This window comes from Gordonia sp. WA4-43 (genome assembly GCF_020520305.1).
GTDB classification, from domain to species: Bacteria; Actinomycetota; Actinomycetes; order Mycobacteriales; family Mycobacteriaceae; genus Gordonia; species Gordonia hongkongensis.
The window spans coordinates 5362824-5385472 of the sequence record NZ_CP084736.1 but is presented as its reverse complement, the minus strand read 5'-3'; the positions used below and the strand labels follow the sequence as shown (position 1 = coordinate 5385472).

Here is a 22649-nt window from a genome sequence, read left to right as displayed (position 1 = left end):
GAGACGACGCGTGGCAGAGAACCCGGCACCTTCAGGGAATTGAGGCGAGATACCGCTGTGAGCAGCAGTTCGATTTCAGACTTCGGACAGAACACGTGGCTGGTCGAGGAAATGTACCAGCAATACCAAGAAGACCCGAACTCGGTCGACCCGAGTTGGCACGAACTACTGAAGAACTACGAACCCGGCGACAACGGTGGCTCCGCCCCGGCCGCCGCTCCGCCCTCGAATTCCGCAAAGCCCACTGCCGCAAAGACTTCGGCCACCACAGCGGCCACCTCGTCCTCCTCCTCGACCACGAGTGCGTCGACCAACGGGTCGGCACGCAACACCTCCGCGCCGGCCACCGAGACCACGCCGCGCAAGCAGGTCACCCTGGATCAGACCCCGGCGCGCACGGCACCGCGCAAGCCCACCCCCGCCAAGGAGTCGACCGCCACGAAGGCGGCGTCGGGGCACAGCGTCGCCAGCCGTGACGGTTCCGCCCGCTCGCAGCCCAAGCCCGAGGCGGGCAAGGCCGCCGCGCCCGAGGCACAGAAGTCCGGGTCCGCGAAGTCGGACGCCCAGAAGTCCGAGAGCGCCGACGGCAACAAGGTCCTGCGCGGTCCGGCCGCGGCCATCGCGAAGAACATGGCGCTGTCGTTGGAGATCCCGACGGCCACCAGCGTCCGTGCGGTGCCCGCCAAGGCGATGATCGACAACCGGATCGTCGTCAACAATCACCTAGCGCGCACCCGAGGCGGCAAGATCAGCTTCACCCACATCCTGGGTTACGCGATCGTGCAGGCCATCAAGGCGTTCCCGAACATGAACCGGCACTTCGCCGAGATCGACGGCAAGCCGAACGTCGTCACACCCGCGCACACCAACCTCGGCCTGGCCATCGACCTGGTCGGCAAGGATGGCAACCGCACCTTGGTCGTCGCCGCGATCAAGGAATGCGAGACGATGGGCTTCGCCGAGTTCTACACGGCGTACCAGGACATCGTCCGTCGCGCGCGCGACGGCAAGCTCGGCGCGGCCGACTTCTCCGGTGTGACCATCTCGCTCACCAACCCGGGCACCATCGGCACCGTGCACTCGGTGCCGCGCCTGATGAAGGGCCAGGGCGCCATCATCGGCGCCGGCGCGATGGAGTACCCGGCGGAGTTCCAGGGCGCGAGCGACGAGCAGATCGCCGAACTCGGCGTCGGCAAGCTCATGACGCTGACGTCGACCTACGATCACCGGATCATCCAGGGCGCGGAGTCGGGCGATTTCCTCCGCACGATCCACGAGCTGCTGATCGACGACGCCTTCTACGACGAGATCTTCACCGCGTTCCACGTCCCCTACGAGCCGATCCGCTGGCGTCGCGACCTGCCCGCCGGCCTCGTCGACAAGAGCACCCGCGTCCTCGAGCTGATCGCGGCCTACCGCAGCCGCGGCCACCTGATGGCCGACATCGATCCCCTCATGATGGACAGCGATGCGCGCAGCAGCCATCCGGATCTGGACATCCAGAACTACGGGCTGACGCTGTGGGATCTCGACCGCAGCTTCAAGGTCGGCGGGTTCCACGGCCAGGAGAAGATGAAGCTGCGGGACGTTCTGTCGATCCTGCGCGACGCGTACTGCCGGCACGTCGGTGTCGAGTACACCCACATACTCGAGCCCGAGCAGCAGAAGTGGCTGCAGGAGCGCGTCGAGATCAAGCACGTCAAGCCGCCGGTCGGTGAGCAGAAGTACATCCTGAGCAAGCTCAACGCCGCCGAGGCGTTCGAGACGTTCCTGCAGACCAAGTACGTCGGGCAGAAGCGCTTCTCGCTCGAGGGCGCCGAGTCGGTCATCCCGATGATGGACGCGGTGATCGACCAGAGCGCCGAGCACAGCCTCTCCGAGGTGGTCATCGGCATGCCGCACCGCGGCCGTCTGAACGTGCTCGCCAACATCGTCGGCAAGCCGTACTCGAAGATCTTCACCGAGTTCGAGGGCAACCTGAACCCGTCGCAGGCGCACGGATCGGGCGACGTGAAGTACCACCTCGGCGCCGAGGGCAAGTACTACCAGATGTTCGGCGACAACGAGATCAACGTGTCGCTGACCGCCAACCCCAGCCACCTCGAGGCAGTCGACCCGGTGCTGGAGGGTCTGGTCCGCGCCAAGCAGGACCTCATGGACGAGGACGATCGCTTCCCGATCCTCCCGCTCATGCTGCACGGCGACGCGGCGTTCGCCGGTCAGGGTGTGGTCGCCGAGACGCTCAACATGGCGATGCTGCCCGGTTACCGCACCGGCGGCACCGTACACATCGTGGTGAACAACCAGGTCGGCTTCACCACCGCACCGGAACACTCGCGCTCGACCGAGTACTGCACCGACGTGGCGAAGATGATCGGCGCACCGATCTTCCACGTCAACAGCGACGACCCCGAGGCCTGCGTCTGGGCCGCGAAGCTCGCCGTCGACTACCGCCAGGCGTTCCACAAGGACGTCGTCATCGACCTCGTGTGCTTCCGCCGCCGCGGACACAACGAGGGCGATGACCCGTCGATGACGCAGCCGGCGATGTACGAGGTGATCGACACCAAGCGCGGCGTCCGCAAGAGCTACACCGAAGCCCTCATCGGCCGCGGTGACATCTCGACCAAGGAGGCCGAGGACGCTCTGCGCGACTACCAGGGACAGCTCGAGCGCGTCTTCAACGAGGTCAAGGAACTCGAGAAGTTCAGTGTCGAGCCGTCGCCCTCGGTCGAGGCCGACCAGACGCTGCCGACGAAGCTGGTGACCGCGGTCGACAGCAAGACGCTCGAGCTCATCGGCGACGCGTTCGTCAACGTGCCCGACGGATTCACCCCGCACCCGCGTGTGAAGCCGGTCCTGGAGCGTCGCGCCGAGGCCGCCCGCAAGGGCAACATCGACTGGGCGTTCGCCGAGCTGCTGGCGTTCGGTTCGCTGGTCATGGAGGGGCGCACCGTGCGTCTGTCCGGCCAGGATTCGCGCCGTGGCACCTTCACCCAGCGCCACTCGGTGCTCATCGACCGCAGCACCGGCTCGGAGTACACCCCCCTCAACCACCTGCAGCCCGCAGACGAGGAGAGCAACGGCGGCCGGTTCATGGTCTACGACTCCCCGCTCTCGGAGTTCGCGGTCGTCGGGTTCGAGTACGGCTACTCGGTCGGCAACCCGGACGCCCTCGTGGTGTGGGAAGCGCAGTTCGGCGACTTCGTCAACGGCGCGCAGTCCATCATCGACGAGTTCATCTCGTCGGGTGAGGCCAAGTGGGGCCAGCTCTCCGACGTCGTGCTGCTGCTGCCGCACGGCCACGAGGGACAGGGACCCGACCACACCTCGGGCCGCATCGAACGGTTCCTGCAGCTGTGCGCCGAGGGTTCGATGACGGTGGCCCTGCCGTCGACGCCGGCGAGCTACTTCCACCTGCTGCGCCGCCACGTGCTCGACGGCATCAGCCGTCCGCTCATCGTCTTCACCCCGAAGTCGATGCTGCGCAACAAGGCCGCGGTGAGCCCGGTCGAGGACTTCACCGAGGACAAGTTCCGTTCGGTGATCGACGACCCGCACTTCCTCAAGGACGGCGCGGACCGCAGCAAGGTGAAGCGCGTCCTGTTGGTGAGCGGCAAGCTCTACTACGAACTCGCCGCGCGACGCGACAAGGAGAGGCGCGACGACATCGCGGTCGTGCGCATCGAGCAGCTCTACCCGGTGCCGCACCGCCGCCTGCGCAAGACGCTCGAGCAGTACGGCAACGCGAGTGAGTTCCGGTGGGTCCAGGAAGAGCCCGCGAATCAGGGTCCGTGGCCGTTCCTCGGCCTCTGGCTGCCCGAGGTGCTGCCGGATGTGCTCGGCGGACTGCGCCGGGTCTCGCGCCGCGCGATGTCCGCGCCGTCGTCGGGATCGAGTAAGGTCCACGCGGTGGAGCAGCAGGAGATCCTCGACGAGGCCTTCGGCGAGTAACCTGCCAGACGACGACTGCGGCCACCGACCCGAGAGGGTCGGTGGCCGCAGTCGTCTGAGCGGTCGTGGGTGCCGGTTCTAGGTCAGCCGGGCTTCGCAGATGTCGGCGGCCGCCGCGACGGCCTTGTCGGCGGGCGTCATCCGGCGGGCGAGAGCAGCAGCGGCCGAACGGGTTCCGTCGTCGAACAGGACCGCGAGACCCGCGCGCGCGTCGTCGTCGGTGAAACTCGACAGCCGGACGGCCGCCCCGACGCCCAGGGCACGGACCCGTTCACCCCAGAACGGCTGATCGGCGGTGACCGCGCAAACCAGGGTGGGGAGGCCGGCCCGCAGACTCGCCGCGGTGGTGCCGGCGCCGCCGTGATGGACTGCGGCCGCGCATCGCGGCAGGACCGACGCGTGGTCGACACCCGCGACGTAGAACACGTCCGGGTCGTCGGGATCGACTCCGGTCGGATCTCCCATGGCGATGAGGCAGCGCACCCCCTGGGCACGGGCGGCTGTCCGCCAGCGGGCGATCAGAGCCTCCGGGTCGAGGATCGGCATGCTGCCGAACGTCACGAACAGCGGAGCTTCGCCGGCGGCCAGCCATCGGCCGAGATCGGTTGCCCCGGCGTCGATCTCGGAGATACCCGCCCGGCTTCCCGCGGGCAGGTCGAAGAATCCGACGACGGGTTTGCGATCGTCCCACTCCGCGGCGAGGCCCGGAACCATCTCCGCATCGTAGGCCTGGATCTGGGGGATCCCGGAGGCGTTCAGCCGCACCGGCAGCGGTCGCCGAGCCCGGTCGAGCCCGAGCCGGCGCCGGAACCGATTCTCGTTCCATCCGGTCGCGGCCCAGGTCAACCGGTCGGCGAGGCGCCAGGAGCGCCGCTTCCACTCCGGCGACCAGCTGTCGGTGAGTCCCGGTACGGCGCCGAGGAGTCCGTTCTCCGACATCGGGCCGTATCTCAGCACGGTCAGCGGGATGCCCAGATGTTCGGCGACCGCCAGCCCGCGGTCCTGGCACAGCGGCGCGACGACGAGGAGGTCGGTGTCGCGCAGCGGCGCCGTACCCGCGATGAAGAGTCGCTCGAGGGCGGCGTCCAGGGCGTCGAATCCGCCGCGGACCGTCCGCAGCGCAAACGCCATCCGCGCCAATGGGTTACGACTGTTGCGCGCCGACCGCGCGTCCTCCGACGACCACGCGGTGTCGGAGTCGAGGCCGATCTCGTGGACGTCGCGGACGCCGGTGGCCCGCGCGAGGCCGGCCAGGTTCGGCGGGACGAGGGCGCTCACGCGGTGGCCGCGCACCTGGAGTTCGAGGGCGAGGCAGATACCGGGCTGGATGTCGCCCCGGCTGCCGTACAGAACGATCGCGATGTGTGCCGACGTCACCAGAATCGATGTCCGATCCGCCAGGCGGTCAACTCGTCGGCGATCAGTGTGCGCAGCCGGACGGGATCGCCGAAATCGTCGGGGTCGATGCCGAAGAAGGTGAGCGTGACGGTGTCGCCGTAGGTGACCGCCCAGGCGGCGACCGCCGGGCCGCGTTCGCGCCGCTCCTGGGCGGGCATCCCCTGCATCACCGCGCGGATGGCAAACCGGGACGCCGTGTGACCGCCGATCCGCATCGCCGAATCGGGCGTGGCCCCGAGATTCGACACGGTGGTGTCGGGTCCGGGGATTCCGCGCATCAACCGACCGATGAGTCGTCTCGGCAGGATGCGAACGATCGGCTGCAGGTTGTCGGCGGCCTGACCGGCCCCGGACTCGGCGTAGTCGACGAAGGCCCGTTTGCTCGATGACCGGATGGCGGTGAGGTCGGTGTCCGGCTCGACGGGGTCGGCAAGGCGGATCCACACCCCGCCCGACGCATTGGCGCGGTTGTCGTCGTCGCCGTCCCGCTTGCTGACCGCTATGCACACCTTCATCGGACCGTCGAGCGGGCGACCCGAACGGTGCACGATACCGGCGAGCAAGGCGGTGAACAGGGAGTTGCCGGTGCCGCCGTGCTCGGTGGCGCGCGCGGCCCATTCGGTTGCCGAGACGTCGACCGTCGCCAGCGTGGTGTCCGGCTCGGGCGCGGACCGCGGTCTCGACGGACGCGTGGTGCGCGACGATCCCGGCGCGGATCGGGTGTCGGCGGACCCGGTGTCGGTGCCTCGCGCCGCCCGGGCCTCGCGGATCAGGATTCGCGCTGATCGGGCGGCTGCGCGCACCGACTCGGCGGCGTCGGCGGCGTCGGCGCGGACCGCCTCCCAGGAGTGTCCGCTGACGGGAGCGGGCAGACCGGCGGTGCGGCCCGCCGCGGCGTCGGCCACCAGCCGGTAGAGGCCGTGACCGTCGGTGATCATGTGGGAGGCGAGCAGGGACACCGCCCGCCCGCCGCCGCGGATCCGGGCCGAGTCGAGCTGCCAACCCGTTCCCCGCACGGGATCGAGACGGCTCGCGCGGAGGACGGCGTCGGCCCACTCCCCGACGGCGTCGGCTTCGACGACCGTCACCGGCCCGGGGTGGACCGGCATCGTCGATCGCACCCAGCGGTGCCGGGCGAACGGGACCCGACGGCGCGACACCGCACGGTGCAGCGGCCCGGCCGCGAGTCCGGCGCGCAACGACTCGATCGCCGCGTCCCCCGGGTCGTCGTCGAAGACCCAGGTGATCTGGATGGGCGCACCCATCCCGAACAGTTCCGCGACGAGCAGGTACGACTCGTCGGGGCCGGTCACGCGGAGTACCTCGGCGGGACGGGTGTCGGTTGCCGTTGCCGTCACGTGTGCTCCTCAGCTTCACCAGGTGTCATGATCACCAGATCTCATGGGGCAGACCCCAGGCCGTCAGTTCCCGGTCGAGCAGGTCCGCGACCACGGCATCGGAGGGAAAACTCGTCTCGTCGCAACCGAGCACGGTGAAGGTCACCTGATCACGGGTGCGGACCAGCCACGACTGGACGCCGTCACCGAAGCGTTGGCCGACCGAGGCGTCGACGCCCTGAGCCATGCCGCGGAATGCGACCTTCCGCGCCGACCGCCCGCCGAGCACCGTCGCCTCCGGGGGGATGTCGCCGAGGTTGGAGATCACCGCGTCGGGGATCCCGTTGCCCGCGCTGACCAGTTTCACGATGACCGCGGGCGGCAGGAACCAGGCCAACGGCCGCAGGTGGATGTGCGGTGCCCGGCGACCCTCCGACAGTCGGACGAAAGCCGCCTTGCACGCCGCCCGGATGCCGCCGAGATCGCCACCGGCGACCGGCTCCTCGGTGAGGTACACCGACACACCGGCGATCGGGTTGGACCGGGTGTCCGCCTCGCTCTCACGACGGTCGACGGGGACCCCGACCTTGATCGGATTCGGCAGCGGCGCATGGCCACTGGAGCGCAGCAAGCCGCTGACCACCGCGATGAACAGCGTGTTGGCGGTGCCGTCGTGCTCGGCGGCGACCCGGTCGAAGTCCGTCGCGGGGACCGTCGCGGTCGCCCAGGTGAAGTCGGCGGCCGGCGACCGTTCGGCGATCGGCGCGCGGACCGGACGCGGGTCGGGTTCGGGGCCACCGGCCTTGCGCTGCTCGAGTGCCGCCCGCACGAGCCCGGCAAGGACCGCGCCGGCCTGCGACCCGGCGTCGGCGAGGTCGCCGATCCGCTGCCGCCGCCACGAAACCGGCGGACGCGTCGTCGCGGCCGGATCGGCCCCGGACGCCCGGTCCGCGTCGCGAGCCAGTGGCATCTCCGACGCCGAAGCGGCCTCGGCGGCCGCCGCGAGCATGCCGCGACCGTCGGTGACGACGTGTAGGGCGCAGAGGGACACCACGGTTCCACCCGACGCGGTGGGCGCCGACCGCAGGCGCCAGCACCGCCCGCCCTCGGCGTCGAGGGGAACCGAGGACATCTCGGCGGTCGCCCAGGCGTCGATCTCCGCCTCCGGCACCGGTCGGCTGTCGACGGCCAGCCCGGGTGCGTCGGGCGCGGCAACCCACCGCGGGCGGGCTCCGACGACATCCGGTACGACGAGCATGCGGTTGAGGCGGCCCCGCGCGAAGGCGGCGTTCATCGCGGTCAACGTCTCGATCGAGACCTCCTCGTCGAACACCCACACGAGCTGGAGCACCACCGACCAGCCGAGTGCCGGCGTGACGAACCAGAACGGGGCGTCCTCGGAGGTCAGACGCTCGCCTCGGATCGCCGCCCGCTCGTCGCGGAGCCGGGCTGCGAGGCCACGCAGACCCGGCGCCCGCCCGGCGTCGGGTTGTTCGGCCATGGGCGACTTCGTCGTCGTCATACGTCCACCTTCGTTGCGCTGTGACTGTGTGGTCCCTGTGGGAGCCGTGGCCCCGTGCTCGAGCTTGTCACCGAACGCTCGATCTCGCGCACGGCGTCCCCGAGCGCCACATCCTCGGCCACCAGGGCGTCGCGGAGCCGTCCGGACCGCTCGGCGGCTGCGGGATCGAGCATCGACGCGACGGCGTCGGTCAACCGGTCCACGTCCAGGCCCCGTCCCGCGCGGGCCATGGGCATCGCCACGCCGACCCCCAGGCGTTCGAGTTCGGCGCCCCAGAACGGCTGATCCGCGCCGTACCAGCAGACGACCGACGGCCGGCCCGCGCGCAGAACGGCCGCCGTGGTTCCGGCGCCGCCGTGGTGGACCACCACCGCGCATCGGCCGAAGACCGTGCGGTGATCGACCTGGGACTCGATCCGCACCGCCTCGGATGCGATCTCGGCCCGGACCTCGGCGTCCAGCTCGGTCCAGCCGGCGCACACCAAAACTCGTCGACCGAGCCGCCGACCGAGTTCGGTGACGACGCGTAAGGTGGCCGCCTCTCCCCGCAGCGGCATGCTCCCGAATCCGACATAGATCGGGGCGTCCCCGGCGTCGAGCCAGGACGTGAGCGCGTCGGACCCGGCGACGGGCTGGTCTGCCGGCGATCCGAGGAAACCGACCGTCGGACGACGACGAACCGCGGAGTCGGCGGTCCATCTGCGTTCGTGCTCTACGCCGAACATCGGGTCGTAGGCCTGCAATTCGAGGCCGGGCGCTGCCCGCAGTCGGGCGGCGTAGGACGCCGACGACCCGGGCGACCCGAGGTGCATGCGCAGCCGGCGCTCACGCCGTCGGGTGAGGACGGCGAACGCGGCGTCGTAGGCGGCCCATTGCGTCCGGACGGCACGCGGTCCGCCCGGGAGGTGACCGGGCACCGGTGCGACCCGACTGTTCCGCCGCACCGGCGCGTGATGAAGGGAGATCAGGGGGACGCCGGCGGACTCGGCGAAGGCGAGCGCGGGCTGTTCGGTGATCAATCCCGTGACGATGACATCGGCACCGTCGACGACATCGGCCATGTCGGAGACGAGCTGGTCCCACCCGGCGTTCCGGAGCGACAGCAGCACGCGCAGCCGCCGCAGCGGATGACGGCCGGCCTGCTTCCGGGCTCGCGCCACCGACTCGAGGTGGGCCCGGGTGTCCACGCCGAGACGCACGACCTCGAGCCCGGTGATGCCGTCTGCCCACTCCAGAGCCGGCCCGATCATGTTGGGCGGCACCCCGAGACGGACGTCGTGTCCGCGCCGCGCGAGCGCGCAGGCCAGCACCGTCGCCGGTTGGACGTCCCCGCGGGTTCCGTTGATCACGAACGAGATCCTCATGCCGACCGCCCGGTGATCCCGGCCCCCGGCCGGGTGGTGATCCCGGTCTCCGGCCGCGCGCCGCGGTGGCCGACCGTGTTTAGAATCGGTCCCGATCCGCCACCGCCGGGCACGGGTCGCCCATCCGACCGCACCCAGACGTGAGGGGTTCGACGTTGAGGTTCGTGATCGCAGTCAACGGCAGTCGCGGCGATGCCCAGCCGGCCGTCGCACTGGCCGCCGAGCTCGTGGGCCGGGGCCATACGGCGACTCTCGCGCTGCCACCCGACCTGGTCGACTTCGGCAGCGGCGCAGGGGTTCCCACCGAGTCGTACGGGTCGAGCACCCGTGCCCTGCTCGACTCGGAGATGGTCCGGGAGGACATGCGGTCGAAGAACCCCCGGACCCGGTTGCGTGCGGTGTCGGCGATGTCGGTGCGGGACGGCCGGGCGATGCAGCAGCGGTTGCTCGAACTCGCCGACGGCGCGGATGCGATCATCGCGAGCAGCGCCGGTCAGGAACGCGCCCACAATGTCTCGGCGGTCCTCGGCATCCCCCACATCCCGTTGCACTACTGCCCCATCCGGCGCAACAGCTCGGTGTCGTTGCTCGCGCACCTGGGCATCGACGCCCCGGCGATCGTCAACGACCTGAGCTGGCGCGTCGCCGAACGCGCCCTGTGGCTCGCCACCCGCTCGGCGGAGACCACGCTGCGGGCCGATCTCGGACTGTCGCCGCTGAACCACCCGTATTCCGAACACATCGGCCGTACCGGCGTTCCCGAGATCCAGGCCTACGATCCGGCTCTCTTCGACGGACTCGCGACCCAGTGGGGCCGGCGCCGGCCGCTGGTCGGGTTCTTCACCCTTGCGGCCGCGCAACGCGCCGGGGTGGGCGACGCCGGACTCGACGGGGCCTCGGGAGCGGGGACGCTGGCCGACTGGCTCGACGCCGGCGACGCCCCGGTGTACGTCGGCTTCGGCAGCATGCTGCCCGCCGACCCCGACGGTCTGGCCGATGCGTTCCGGACCGCAGCGCGGCGACTCGGGATCCGCCTGCTGGTGTCGGGCGGCTGGAGCGGTTTCATGTCGACCGAATCCGGCTCTGCCACATCCGAATCCGAGGCATCGGGACTCACGGATGCGATCCGCGTCGTCGGACACGTCGATCACGACACCGTGCTGCCGCGGTGTCGGGCCGCGGTCCACCACGGCGGCGCGGGTTCGGTGGCCGCCGGGTTGCGTGCCGGCCTGCCGACGCTGATCACGTGGGTCGGCGCCGATCAGCCGATCTGGGGCCGGGCGGTGAGCAAGGCCGCGGTCGGGGCCACGCTGCCGATGGCGCGGGTGACAGCGGAGTCGCTGATCGGCGCCCTCGACACGATCCTGGACACCGAGGTCCGGGGACGGTCCGCCGAGCTCCGCAGTCGGCTCATCGCCCCCGACGAGGCCGTACACACGGCGGCCGACATCGTCGAGGACACGATGCGCGTCACGACGGTGCGCGGCGCCGGCTGATCCCGGAACGCCGACCGACCGCCCGACCCTACGGGAGGACTCGATCGGAACCACCGCCCCGCAACAGGTTTCGCGGGTCGACACGCCCGGTCCGGGAGTCGTAGGACCGCAACACGACGAGTCGTAGCGCATGCGCGACGGTGATCGCGGGCACGTACACCGCCGCCGAACCCGCTGCCAACCCGAAGCGACGGTGCAGCAGGAACGTGCGCGGCAGGAAACTCATGTAGCGGACGAACGGCACCATGCCGGTCTCCATCCGGCGCGGTGACACCCCAACGGTCAGCGAGCGGAGAAACGCGTTACGGCCCCCGGCGTCACCGACACACAGTCCCACGTCGACGTCTTCGAAGATGTTGCGGCGCATGCTGACACGGTCCCGTATCCGCACCCAGGTCGCACGGCGCAGCACCATGTTCGAGCCGTACAGGACAGGCACCTCGGACACGGACTGCTCGCCCCGCAACCTGTTCAGCGGGTGCAGCCGGGTCTTCCACCGGTCCAACCTGCCGGCGAGCGGCACGTCGTAGGCCTCCCCGCGCCCGCACAGGGCCGCCCAGTCACCGCGGACATCCGCGGTGAAGAACTCCACGATCGTCCGCGCCCAGTCCGGCGGCACCCGGGTGTCGGCGTCGATGCGGGCGATGAGATCACCGGTCGCGGCGTCGAGTCCGGCGTTGCGCGCGTAGACCAACCCCTGTCGTGCTTCGTCGATCACCCGGACACGGGGATCAGCCGAACACCAGGCATCGATCACCGCCCGGCCGCCATCGGTCGAGTTGTTGTCCACCACCACGATCTCGGTGATCTGGTCGAACTGTGCGGCCAGGCGGGCGAGGCAGTCGCCGATCGTGTCCTCCTCGTCGAAGACCGGGACGACCACCGAGAAGGTGAGCGGCGTGCCCATGATGGCTACTCCTTGCGCTGATCGGTTCGGTGCGGACACTCAGGTCCGCCGCATGTAGGTCCGCAGGGTCACCGGCACCACGACGGCGAGGACCGCCGCCGCGCCCACGAGCGTGTAGGCGATGTCGGTTCCCACGTCCTCGCCCGCGGCCAGTCCGCGCGCCGCCGTGACGAGATGGGAGACCGGATTCGCCGACGCACAGGCCTGCATCCAGCCGGGCATGGTGTCGATCGGGACGAGGGCGTTCGACACGAAGGTGATCGGCATCAGCACGAGCATCGAGACGCCCTGGACGGTCGACGCCTTGTCGAGCAGGACGCCGAGCAGCGCGAAGATCCAGCTCAGCGAGAATGCCACCACCACGATCAGGACACAGGCGATCGCGACCCCCACGGGGCTCGCCGGCCGGTACCCCATGATCACCCCGACGCAGACCGTGATGGCCGAGGCCACCACGTACCGCAACGTGTTGGCCACCAGGGCGCCGGCCAGCGGCGCGATGCGCGCGATCGGCAGCGACTTGAACCGGTCGAACACCCCGCGATCGAGGTCCTCGCGCAGCTGGACGCCGGTGACCACCGACGCCGCGACACACACCTGGACCAGTACGCCGGGAATGAGCAGCGGCAGGTAGCCCACCACGTTCCCGGCGATCGCGCCGCCGAAGATCGAAGAGAACATGACCGTGAACACGATGGGAAGCACGATGACGTCGAACAGCTGCTGCGGGTTGTGTTTGATCTTCAGCAGGCCACGATGGGTCATGGTGAGTGACTGCATCACCGCGGCGGTCGGCCGAACCCGGTCGTGGGGTTCGGCCGGGGCGTCGCCGGCGGCGAGTGCGCTCGGCTGCAGGGAACCGGTGGTCATGCGCGGGCTCCCGCCGAATCCGCCTGTGCCGCCATCGGTGCCGATCGCGTGGGGTCGCCCCCGTCGGTCAGCGCGAAGAACACCTCGTCGAGGGTCGGGCGCACGACGTTGACCGAGGTCAGCCCGAGCCCGCGCGCGCGGAGCGCACCGAGGATGTCGGCGAGGGGGTCGATGTCGGACATGGGCAGTACGAGGATGCCCTCGCCGCGCGCGATCGTCGCCTCGCCGTTCGCGGTGAACGGCGCGCACACCTCTGCCGCGGCGATCAGATCGTCCGCATCGGCCAATTCGAGTTTCACACTCATGTCGCCGACTCCGGCTTTCAATTCGTCGGCGGTCCCGTCGGCGACCACTCGGCCGCGATCCATGACCGCGATGTGATCGGCGAGTTCATCGGCCTCGTCGAGATATTGGGTGGTCAGCAATACGGTCGAACCGCGCGACACCATCTCACGAACCGTCTGCCACATCTGCGCCCGCGTCCGCGGGTCGAGTCCGGTGGTCGGCTCGTCGAGGAACAGCAGGCGAGGCCGGGTGATCAGCGAAGCCGCGAGATCGAGGCGCCGGCGCATCCCGCCGGAGAAGTGCCCCACCCGGCGGGTGGCGACCGCACCCAGCCCAAATTCTTCGAGCAGTTCGTCGGCACGGACCCGGGCGCGGCGGCGCGACGAACCGATCAGACGACCGAAGATCATCAGGTTCTCGCGGGCGGTGAGATCCTCGTCGACCGAGGCATACTGCCCCGTGACCCCGATCAGCGATCGAACCGCCGTCGCCTCCGCGACGACGTCGTGCCCGAAGATCCGGGCGCCCCCGGCATCCGGGCGCAGCAAGGTCGCGAGCATGCGCACGGTGGTGGTCTTGCCCGCACCGTTGGTTCCGAGCAGGGCGAACACCCCGCCCGCGGGTACGTGGAGGTCGACGGCGTCGACCGCACGCGTCCCGCCGTACTGCTTGGTCAGACCGTGGGCCTCGATGGCCGGGACGGTCGTGGACATGGCACCCCCGATGCGTGTATTCGACTTCGAGTGGGCCGCTCGCTCCGCTGCCGGCACCCTTCTCGGCCCACGGTAGGTGAGCTCTCCGGACGCCGCAACGTGACCTGTCCCGGCATACCGTGCTGCCCGCCAATGCATTTCGGCGCAACGCGGCCTGACCGCGCATTCCCTCCGATGCCACCCCTGTGCGGCAGCCGCTCGTCATGAGTTCTTTACATGAACGCTACGAAACGCCCTTGACCGCAAGGCCGAACACCCAATTCGGATCAAAAACCTCTGTCTCGCAGCGCGATTCCGACACCGACGGTGCGTCCGTGCACACCTGGACACCGTCCCCGTGATCAAGCTCACGGACTCCTGCCGCAGCACATGTCCGATGTGACCGCTTAGGCTCGGTTCAGACACAGGCGGCCGTGATGCGGTCCGTTCGACCGGAGAGACCTCCGGGACGTCGTCGGACAAGGTCGTGCGCGTGCATCGGGGTACGGGCGATTCCTGTTGTCTCAGATCAGAACTCATGGGCCGGGGGGCCATGCCGGCGAAGGCATGGCATGGCGTCGCGGCCCGAGAACGGATGACCGACGCATGGACGACCTCGAATGAAGTTCACCGAACTGTCCGACTATCCCGTCCCGCCCGGGACGGTGACGATCTGGACACCGACCACACGCGCGGATTCCGCGGGCTGGCACACCGATCCGCGACCGTTCACCTACGACCAGTCCGCCTCGATACGACGGTCGACCGCCTGCGACTCCGACGAGGCCTCCTGGCTCGGGGCGGTTTTCGAGATCGACGACGATCTCGACGACGAGCACTTCGATGCCTGCCTGCGCGGGTGGATCACCCGGCACGAAGCCCTCCGCTCGACCTCGGACCCGACGGCCGACGACCCGCACCGCGGCCGGCGTACCTACCGCGGAGCGCATCTCGGAGTCGACGCCGAGGCCGTCGGCGGATTCGACTCGGGGGACGACGTCCGCGAGCTGCTCACCGCGATCTTCGACACCAGGCTCGCGCCGACGCGGTGGCCGCACTGCATCGTGGCCACGATCGAGTCCGAGCGCGGCTTCACCGTCGCCTTCGCCGCCGACCACGTGGTGATGGATGCGTACTCGATCCTGTTGAGCATGAGCGAGATCCGCCGGCTCTACCTCTCCCCACGGCACGGCTCGTCCACCGAGATGGCGGAGGTCGGCAGCCACCTCGACTTCAGCGTCCACGATCGGGCGGTGGGACTCGGACTCACCGTCGATCACCCCGTCGTCGCACAATGGCGCGCCTTCCTGGACAGCTCCGCCGAGACCCCGGGCTTCGACCTCCCGCTGGTCCGTCCGCACCTGCAGACCCGGGACCGTGCGCGCACCCCGCGCCAGCGCGGCATCTCCGAGTATGTCGCCACCGACAACCAGGCGACCTTCATGACCTCGGCGGCGCGTGCGCGCGGACACGGTACCCAGACCGCGGTGTTCGCCGCCCTCGCGGTCACCCTCCGCGCACTCACCGGCCGGGACACGCTGCGGCTCACCATGCCGATGCACACCCGATCCGAGGCACGGTATGCCGGGTCGGTCGGCTGGTATGTCGGTCTGGCGCCGCTCGAGGTCGACCTCACCGCCGCCCACACGTTCGACGACGCCCTCGACGCGACCGCGGCCGCCATCGACGCCGTGCGCCATCTGCCGTCCTTCCCCTACCAGCGCATCGTCGAACTGCTCGGTACCGGCGGCGAACCCGAGTTCGTGGTGTCGTATCTCGACATCCGCCACGTCCCCGGGGCGGCCGAATGGGAGGCGGCCCGCGCGCAGATCCTGCGGGGCGGCTCACGGTCGGACCGCGAGGTCTACCTCTGGATCGCGCGTGTACCCGGCGGGATCACCCTGTCCGCCCGGCATCCCGGCCATGACCCCGCCGACGCGAGCATCCGCGACCTCCTCACGACCTACGCGACAGTGCTGCGAGCACTCGCCACCACCGGCACCGGACTGCCCCTGTCCTCCTACACCCACGCGAACTTCGCCGGCGCCACCGCGATCGACGGCGCCCGCCCCGCATGACCGACGAGAGGACCCGATGAGAATCACGGCCATGGGCAACTGGCGCCCACAACCGGGAACCGCCGTGCGATTCGATCCGACCGAGGCGTGCCGCGCGGCCGCGGCGGCCACTCCCGTCCACACCGCACCGGTGACCTTCCTGGCCCAGAACCACGTCCGCGGTGCTGCGGTGGCCCGGGCCGCGGGCCGTACCCATCGCGGATACCTGGGATCGGGCACGGAGATCGACGGCGACCTCGACACCGCGGCACTCGGGACCGCCCTGACGCTCTTCGTCCGGCGACACGAGGTGCTGCGCACCTGGTTCGAATGCCGCGACGGAGAGGTCACCGCCCATGTCGTCGACCCGTCCGACATCGAGTTCGAGGCACACATCGACGGCGAACTGGCGAGCACCGAGGACATCCACCCCTATCTCGTCGACCGATTCGACCGCGAGACCCCGAGCGACTCCTTCCCCGGCTTCTCCTTCGGAGCCGTCCGCCGCCCGGGCGGCTTCGCCATCTTCCTGGCGTGCGATCACGCGCTCTCCGACGGCGCCTCACAGGCCCTCGCCCTCGACGAGATCGCGCAGATCTACGCCGAACTGATCCGGCCGGACGGGCACGGCCACCCCGAGCCGGACCCCGCGACGCCGGCCGCCGGGAGTTACTTCACCTATGCGGCCGCGGAAGCCGAGGTGACCGCCGAGCATCTGGCCGGGTCGCCCGAGACCAGGGCATGGCAGGACATCTTCCGACGCCACGACCTGCAGATGCCGCGCTTCCCACTGGACCTCGGCTTGAGTCCGGGAGAGACAGCGCAGGTGGCCGGGGTCGAGGTCTCACTGCTCGATCGCGCCGGCATCGTCGCCTTCGACGCCGCCTGCCGGGCGGCGGGGGGTCGGTTCGTCGACGGCATCTACGCCGCCATCGCCGTCGCCGACCGCGAACTGGCCGGCGCGGACGACTACTACGGCATGACGGTGTTCAACACGCGTGCCGCGCTCGACGGGTACGCGACGTCGCAGGGATGGTTCTGCAACTTCGCCCCGGTCGAGTTCTCCCTCGCCGGCGCGTCGACGTTCTCCGAACTCATCCCGGCGGCCCATGCGGCCCGTCGCCGCGCTCGTGACCTGGCCGGCGTCCCGGTCGCCGCCGCACTGGCCGCCATCGCCGCCGCCGGGGCCACCCCGGACGCGATCATCACCGCACCGAACCTGTTGTCGTACATAGACTTCCGCTGGTTCCCCGGCACCTCGCGCGAGGCCTTCCGGCGCGGTGCGCTGTTCACCGGGGAGGGGCGCACGGCCAATGCGTCGGCGTGGATCAATCGCGATCACGACGAGCTCTACCTGGGTAGCCAGATCCCGGGCACGCCCTTCGCCGAGTCGGTGGCCCGGCCCTACTACGAGCGGCTACGCGACATCATGACCGACATCGCCGCGACCGGCGATCGGCGAATCCAGGCACCGGCGGCCGGTTCCGGGCGAGCTGCCCCGGCCACCGACACGGCGCTACGCAGAGGAGCGTGAGTGGGCGTGCACGTCACCACCATCGATCGCTACCACCCACCCGCCGGCGAGCTGTTGACCTGGACCGTGGACGTCTCGGCCGCCCGGCCCGAGATGTCCGACGTACCACCGTCGTTCAACCAGACCGTGCACCTGGCCACGGCCGGTGACTCGAGTACGTGGCTGGCCGCCGCGTTCACCGTCCGCGGGCGCGTGGACCGTGCGGCGCTCGGGTCCGCCTACCGGGCGCTCATCGCCCGGCACGGCACCCTGCGGTCGTCGTTCTCGGCGGGGCCCGCGGGAATCCGGCGACACGCATACGATCCGGACGACCTGGTCCTGCACCTCGGCAGCGTGGTCGACACGACCGCCGACACCGTCCTACGCGACCGGCTTCGCGACACCCTCGATCGCGCGTGTCACCCCTTCGGTTACCCCGCGTTCCTGTTCGCGGCAATCGACCGCGACGACGCGTCGACGATCATCTGCGGATTCGACCACTCCCATGTGGATGCCTACTCGATCTCCATCGTCATCGACGACCTGCACCGGTTGTACGACGGATACCGTTGGCACGGCCAGCTTTTCGATCCCACCGCCCTCGCGATGAGCGGGAGTTTCGTCGACTTCTGCGCCGCGGAGTCACAAGCGCCCCCGGTCGCACTGTCCGACCCGCGGATGCGCCGATGGCTCCGGTTCTTCGACGACCGGGACGGCACACTGCCCACCTTCCCGCTGGATCTCGGGGTCGAACCCGGCGCCACCGCGCCACAGGCCACCGAAGTGCGCGTACTCCTCGGCCGGCGGGAGACGGAGCAGTTCGCCGAGTTGTGCCGGCGCAGCGGCGCGAGCGTGTTCGGCGGGACGCTGGCCGCGATGGCCGACGCCGTGCGCCGCTGCGGCGGCGGACCCGAACTGCCACTTCTGTTCCCGATGCACACGCGACGGGAAGAGAGGTGGCGCAACGCAGTCGGATGGTTCACCACCAATGCCCCGCTGCGGGTCGTGGGCACCGGCGATCTGCTGGAGACGATCCGGCGTACCGGGCCCGAACTCCGCCGCGCGGTCACGCTCGGCGAGGTTCCCGTCCCACAGGTGATCGAGGCGATGGGCGGACTCCGTCGCACCCGCTCGGACATCTTCATGGTGTCCTACGTCGACTACCGGCTGCTCCCCGGCGCCGACCGGCACCGGACCATCGACGCCCACCACATCTCGAACGCGACCACCGCCGACGACGCGCAGTTCTGGATCTCGCGCACCGACGACGGACTCGCGTTGCGTGCCCGGCACCCCGACACGCTGACCGCGCACCGCACCATCCGCCGATTCACCGACGAGCTGATCCGTACCCTGCGGGCGGGCGTCGAACTGGCGGGGGCCGACGACAACGACATCCAGGAGCTGGACGGAGGCGCGGACACCGCGCACGTGGTCGGTCTCTGACCACCAGGTTTAGGAGGTCGCGAGGGGGATACTCCCCAGTCGTCCCCTGCCGTGGTGCAGAACCCGCCGCGACGATCCAGGTCTCTTCCGGAGGTCGGCTCTCATGACATCTGCGAACGCGCGAACCGCCCGGTCACCCATCCAGATCGCGGCACTGGCGGTCGGTGCGGTGTTCCTTCTCGTCGGCATCCTGGGTTTCATCCCGGGCATCACCACCGGCTACGACACCCTCACCTTCGCCGGCCATCATTCCGAGGCCGCCCTCCTGGGGATCTTCCAGGTGTCGGTTCTGCACAACATCGTCCACCTGCTCTTCGGCGTGGCGGGCATCCTGATGGCGCGGACGGCGTCCTCGTCGTTCCTCTACCTCGTGGCCGGCGGCGCGGTGTACCTGGTGCTCTGGGTGTACGGACTCCTGATCGACCACCACAGCGCCGCCAACTTCGTCCCGGTGAACACCGCCGACAACTGGCTGCACTTCGTACTCGGCGTCGGGATGGTCGGTCTCGGCCTGCTCCTGCGCGGTCGTTCGGTCCCAACCGGCACCCGCCGCACGGGACCGGTCGGCGGTCAGCGGATCTGAACCCGGTCGCCGGCCTCTACTGGATCGTCGCCGCCGCGAGGGCGGGCAGCGCGGCGGTGATGAGGGCGAGCAGTTCGTCTCGGGTGAGCGCTTCGGCGTCGATCGGTTCGGCGGTGAGCCAGCGGATCGTGGTCTCCTCGACGAACGCGATCCAGCCGTGCACGCTCATCTCGACGATCGGCGTCACCTCGACCCCGAACACGGGCGCGTGGTCGAGCACCCGGCCGACCATCACCTCGCGGGTGCGGTCGACGACCTCCCGCATCGCCGCGTCCGAACTCGACGCGCCGCGGATCAGCGCGGTGTAGGCGGTCCGGTTCTCGCTCACGTAGTCGACGAAGGCCGCCATCGACGCGGTCAGGATCGCGATCGGGTCGCCGAGGGACTCGTCCGGCTCGGTGCGGGCGAGCATCCGGTCGGCCTGGGCCTGTGCGATCGCGACGTGGAACTCCTGCTTCGACGCGAAGTAGTGGAACAGCAGGGCGCGCGACACCCCGGCGGCCTCGGCGATCGCGTCGATCGTGATCTCCTCCAGCGGTCGTTCCCTGACCATCGCGAGCCCGTAGTCGATGAGCTGGTCACGACGTGCCTCGGGACTCATGCGCGTGCGTTTGTGCGGCACGCGCCGGTCACCGCCGTCGTCGCCGATCGACTCGTCGCCGGTCGTCTTGCCGTTGGTCACCGACACCGCGCACGTCCTCGTCTACTGGGCACGCCGCCAGCCTACCCTCTATTGAGTGTTGTTCAATAACTATTGACACGTGTTCAGTACCACCTTATGGTGACACCATGACAACGAACGATGTAGAGATCGCCATCATCGGTGCCGGCTTCTCGGGTCTGGGCGCCGCGGTCCGTCTCAAGCAGAACGGCTTCGACGACTTCGTGCTCCTCGATCGCGGTAGCGACTTCGGCGGGACCTGGCGCGACAACACCTACCCGGGCGCAGCGTGCGACGTGCCCTCGCAGCTCTACTCCTTCTCGTTCGCGAAGAACCCCACCTGGTCGCGGTCCTACTCTCACCAGCCCGAGATCCACGACTACATCAACGGGGTCGCCGACCGGTTCGGAATCGGCGCGAAGGCGCGCTTCGGCACCGAGGTGACGCGGACCGCATGGAACGAGGACGAGGGCCGTTGGATCATCGACACCCTGCAGGACGGCAAGACCGATCAAGTGCGGGCACGAGTCCTGGTCGGCGGTGTCGGCCCGCTCTGCGAGCCCAACCTCCCCGACATCGAGGGCATCGAGTCCTTCGAGGGCAAGATCGTGCACTCCGCGCGCTGGGACAACGACCACGACTTCGGCGGGCAGCGCGTCGCGGTGATCGGGACCGGTGCGTCGGCGATCCAGCTGGTTCCCGAGGTCGCGAAGGTCGCCGGGCGCCTCGACGTGTACCAGCGGACCGCACCGTGGATCGTCCCCCGCACCGAGCGCGCCTACAGCTCCGTCGAGCACTGGGCCTACAAGAACGTCCCCGGGTACCAGTCCGCGGTCCGCGGTGGCATCTACGCCGCCAACGAGGTCGTCGCGTTCGGTCTGACCTACTCCCCCAAGGCCCTCAAGCCGGTCGAGTTGCTCTGCCGCGCCAACATCCTGCGCGGCATCGGTCGCGACGCCGAGCTGCGGCGCAAGGCCACCCCGACCTTCCAGGTGGGCTGCAAGCGCATCCTGCGGTCCAACGACTGGTACCCGGCCCTCGCCCGCCCGAACGTCGATCTCGTGACCGACGGCATCGACCGCATCACCCCGACCGGGATCGTGTCGAAGGACGGCACCGTCCGCGAGGTGGACGTGATCGTCGTCGCCACCGGATTCCACGTCACCGACTCCCCCGTGTTCGAGAAGATCATCGGCAAGGACGGCCGCAGCCTCGCGCAGGTGTGGAACGAGATCGGTATGCAGGGCTACAAGGGCTCGTTCGTCCACGGCTTCCCGAACATGATGCTGATGGTGGGCCCGTCGACCGGGCTGGGCCACACCTCGATGGTGTACATGATCGAGTCGCAGCTCAACTACCTCGTCGATTATCTGAAAACCTCTCGCGCGCTGGGGATCACCCGGACCGAGGTGAAGCTCTCCGCCCAGCAGGAGTTCAACGCCGGAATCCAGCACAAGCTGCGCAACAGCGTGTGGGTGAACGGCGGGTGTGCCTCCTGGTACAAGGACGCCAACGGCAACATCACCACACTGTGGCCGGGCTTCACCTTCGCGTTCCGGCAGACGACCCGTTCCTTCGACGTCGCCGCCTACGATGTGACCCGCGGTGCCCGGCGATCCGCCGCACCCGCGGTGCCGGCCGGTTCTGCCACCGGCGACGACATCGCGTCGCCCGCCACCGCCAACGCCTGACCGAACCCACCCACAGGAGACAAGACATGAAGGACTTTCGCGGCAAGGTCGTCGTGATCACCGGCGCCGGTTCGGGAATGGGCCGTGACATCGCGGTCAAGCTCGCGCGTCGCGGTGCGCGGCTGGCCATCTCCGACGTCACCCCCGACGGCCTGGCCGTCACCGAGAAGCTGGTGACAGAGGCCGGCGCCGAGGTGCATTCGCAGCTGCTGAACGTCGCCGAGCGCGAAGCGGTACTCACCTACGCCGACACCGTCGCCGAGCACTTCGGCGTGGTCAATGTCGTGTTCAACAACGCCGGCATCGCCCACCACGGTGAGATCGAGCGCACCGAGTTCAAGGACATCGAACGGGTGATGGACGTCGACTACTGGGGAGTCGTCAACGGCACCAAGGCGTTTCTGCCGCACGTGATCGCGTCCGGGGACGGGCACATCGTGAACACCTCGTCGTTGTTCGGCTTGCTGGCCGAACCGGGCCAGGCCGCCTACAACTCCGCCAAGTTCGCGGTGCGCGGATTCACCGAGGCGCTGCGGCAGGAGATGATCATCGCCAAGCACCCGGTGCAGGTGTCGTGTGTGCATCCCGGCGGGATCAAGACCGCGATCGCCCGGAACGCCACCGTGTCCGGGGATCACGACCAGAAGGCCACGGCCGCGTTCTTCGACCGCTACCTCGCCCGGATGACGAGTGAGGATGCGGCCGAGGTGATCATCGAGGGCGTCCGGAAGAACAAGGCACGCATCCTGGTCGGCACCGACGCCAAGATCCTGGACCTGTCGGTGCGCCTCGTCGCCTCGAAGTACCAGTGGGTGTCGGCGAAGCTCACCGGCTGGGCGCTGTCGAAGGCGCGCTAGGCGCCGGGGTCACACA

The 22649-nt window shown here is 69.6% G+C and carries 16 protein-coding genes; 8 read left to right on the top strand and 8 right to left on the bottom strand.

Translation table 11 applies throughout. The features are described 5' to 3' along the window. Nucleotides 1–111 precede the first annotated feature (111 nt). Complete coding sequence (locus tag LEL84_RS24485) at nt 112–3954, top strand: multifunctional oxoglutarate decarboxylase/oxoglutarate dehydrogenase thiamine pyrophosphate-binding subunit/dihydrolipoyllysine-residue succinyltransferase subunit (RefSeq protein WP_065632827.1); 3843 nt, start codon at nt 112–114, stop codon at nt 3952–3954. 78 nt (nt 3955–4032) lie between these two features. On the opposite strand, the gene LEL84_RS24480 is transcribed toward LEL84_RS24485, so the two are convergent. From LEL84_RS24480 to LEL84_RS24465, 4 genes are read right to left on the bottom strand one after another with little or no spacing between them, the layout of a single operon-like run. After that, the gene (locus LEL84_RS24480) at nt 4033–5331 is read right to left on the bottom strand and encodes a glycosyltransferase (protein WP_226512995.1); all 1299 of its coding nucleotides are present in this window, start codon (nt 5329–5331) and stop codon (nt 4033–4035) included. Then, nucleotides 5328–6710: a hypothetical protein gene (locus tag LEL84_RS24475; protein ID WP_226512994.1), complete on the bottom strand. Its 1383-nt coding sequence runs from the start codon at nt 6708–6710 to the stop codon at nt 5328–5330. Before LEL84_RS24475 ends, LEL84_RS24480 begins: the two co-directional genes overlap by 4 nt. Before the next feature lie 31 nt (nt 6711–6741). Further along, nucleotides 6742–8211, bottom strand: a complete 1470-nt coding sequence (locus tag LEL84_RS24470; protein ID WP_226512993.1) for a hypothetical protein — start codon at nt 8209–8211, stop codon at nt 6742–6744. After that, a complete protein-coding gene (locus tag LEL84_RS24465) occupies nt 8208–9575 on the bottom strand; it encodes a glycosyltransferase (RefSeq protein WP_226512992.1) in 1368 nt (455 codons plus the stop codon). The genes LEL84_RS24470 and LEL84_RS24465 overlap by 4 nt, the downstream gene beginning before the upstream one ends. Before the next feature lie 164 nt (nt 9576–9739). Here LEL84_RS24465 and LEL84_RS24460 point away from each other — a divergent pair, with 164 nt between their 5' ends. After that, nucleotides 9740–11071, top strand: coding sequence for a glycosyltransferase (locus tag LEL84_RS24460; RefSeq protein WP_226512991.1), 1332 nt, complete (start codon nt 9740–9742; stop codon nt 11069–11071). A 28-nt stretch (nt 11072–11099) separates the two neighbouring features. On the opposite strand, the gene LEL84_RS24455 is transcribed toward LEL84_RS24460, so the two are convergent. Genes LEL84_RS24455 through LEL84_RS24445 form a run of 3 tightly spaced genes read right to left on the bottom strand, consistent with a single transcriptional unit; the run spans nt 11100 to nt 13846 of the window. Further along, complete coding sequence (locus LEL84_RS24455) at nt 11100–11978, bottom strand: glycosyltransferase family 2 protein (RefSeq protein ID WP_226512990.1); 879 nt, start codon at nt 11976–11978, stop codon at nt 11100–11102. Between the two features lie 39 nt (nt 11979–12017). Continuing rightward, the gene (locus LEL84_RS24450; RefSeq protein ID WP_159370558.1) at nt 12018–12848 is read right to left on the bottom strand and encodes an ABC transporter permease; all 831 of its coding nucleotides are present in this window, start codon (nt 12846–12848) and stop codon (nt 12018–12020) included. Beyond that, complete coding sequence (locus LEL84_RS24445) at nt 12845–13846, bottom strand: ATP-binding cassette domain-containing protein (protein ID WP_065632819.1); 1002 nt, start codon at nt 13844–13846, stop codon at nt 12845–12847. The genes LEL84_RS24450 and LEL84_RS24445 overlap by 4 nt, the downstream gene beginning before the upstream one ends. Before the next feature lie 599 nt (nt 13847–14445). Here LEL84_RS24445 and LEL84_RS24440 point away from each other — a divergent pair. From LEL84_RS24440 to LEL84_RS24425, 4 genes are all read left to right on the top strand, one after another. Further along, entirely contained in the window at nt 14446–15903 is a 1458-nt protein-coding gene (locus LEL84_RS24440) for a condensation domain-containing protein (protein WP_065632818.1), read from the top strand. A 16-nt stretch (nt 15904–15919) separates the two neighbouring features. Continuing rightward, nucleotides 15920–17416, top strand: coding sequence for a condensation domain-containing protein (locus LEL84_RS24435; protein WP_065632817.1), 1497 nt, complete (start codon nt 15920–15922; stop codon nt 17414–17416). Further along, nucleotides 17417–18841 carry a condensation domain-containing protein gene (locus LEL84_RS24430; RefSeq protein ID WP_226512989.1) on the top strand — a complete coding sequence of 475 codons (1425 nt, stop codon included), beginning with the start codon at nt 17417–17419 and terminating at the stop codon, nt 18839–18841. It abuts the gene before it with no gap. 103 nt (nt 18842–18944) lie between these two features. Next, nucleotides 18945–19424, top strand: a complete 480-nt coding sequence (locus tag LEL84_RS24425) for a DUF4383 domain-containing protein (protein WP_065632816.1) — start codon at nt 18945–18947, stop codon at nt 19422–19424. 16 nt (nt 19425–19440) lie between these two features. Here the strand turns inward: LEL84_RS24425 and LEL84_RS24420 are convergent, their stop codons facing one another. Then, nucleotides 19441–20025, bottom strand: a complete 585-nt coding sequence (locus LEL84_RS24420; RefSeq protein WP_226514402.1) for a TetR/AcrR family transcriptional regulator — start codon at nt 20023–20025, stop codon at nt 19441–19443. 188 nt (nt 20026–20213) lie between these two features. Here LEL84_RS24420 and LEL84_RS24415 point away from each other — a divergent pair, with 188 nt between their 5' ends. Further along, nucleotides 20214–21776, top strand: a complete 1563-nt coding sequence (locus LEL84_RS24415) for a flavin-containing monooxygenase (protein WP_226512988.1) — start codon at nt 20214–20216, stop codon at nt 21774–21776. A 26-nt stretch (nt 21777–21802) separates the two neighbouring features. Next, complete coding sequence (locus LEL84_RS24410) at nt 21803–22633, top strand: SDR family NAD(P)-dependent oxidoreductase (RefSeq protein WP_068969927.1); 831 nt, start codon at nt 21803–21805, stop codon at nt 22631–22633. The last annotated feature ends 16 nt before the right edge of the window (nt 22634–22649 follow it).

Bases quoted from the DNA above. Each gene is read 5' to 3' on its own strand.
- LEL84_RS24465 (WP_226512992.1), bottom strand. From the start codon at position 9,575: ATGAGGATCTCGTTCGTGATCAACGGAACCCGCGGGGACGTCCAACCG.
- LEL84_RS24455 (WP_226512990.1), bottom strand. From the start codon at position 11,978: ATGGGCACGCCGCTCACCTTCTCGGTGGTCGTCCCGGTCTTCGACGAG.
- LEL84_RS24410 (WP_068969927.1), top strand. From the start codon at position 21,803: ATGAAGGACTTTCGCGGCAAGGTCGTCGTGATCACCGGCGCCGGTTCG.
- LEL84_RS24425 (WP_065632816.1), top strand. From the start codon at position 18,945: ATGACATCTGCGAACGCGCGAACCGCCCGGTCACCCATCCAGATCGCG.
- LEL84_RS24485 (WP_065632827.1), top strand. From the start codon at position 112: ATGTACCAGCAATACCAAGAAGACCCGAACTCGGTCGACCCGAGTTGG.
- LEL84_RS24420 (WP_226514402.1), bottom strand. From the start codon at position 20,025: ATGAGTCCCGAGGCACGTCGTGACCAGCTCATCGACTACGGGCTCGCG.
- LEL84_RS24450 (WP_159370558.1), bottom strand. From the start codon at position 12,848: ATGACCACCGGTTCCCTGCAGCCGAGCGCACTCGCCGCCGGCGACGCC.
- LEL84_RS24435 (WP_065632817.1), top strand. From the start codon at position 15,920: ATGAGAATCACGGCCATGGGCAACTGGCGCCCACAACCGGGAACCGCC.
- LEL84_RS24440 (WP_065632818.1), top strand. From the start codon at position 14,446: ATGAAGTTCACCGAACTGTCCGACTATCCCGTCCCGCCCGGGACGGTG.
- LEL84_RS24470 (WP_226512993.1), bottom strand. From the start codon at position 8,211: ATGACGACGACGAAGTCGCCCATGGCCGAACAACCCGACGCCGGGCGG.
- LEL84_RS24445 (WP_065632819.1), bottom strand. From the start codon at position 13,846: ATGTCCACGACCGTCCCGGCCATCGAGGCCCACGGTCTGACCAAGCAG.
- LEL84_RS24415 (WP_226512988.1), top strand. From the start codon at position 20,214: ATGACAACGAACGATGTAGAGATCGCCATCATCGGTGCCGGCTTCTCG.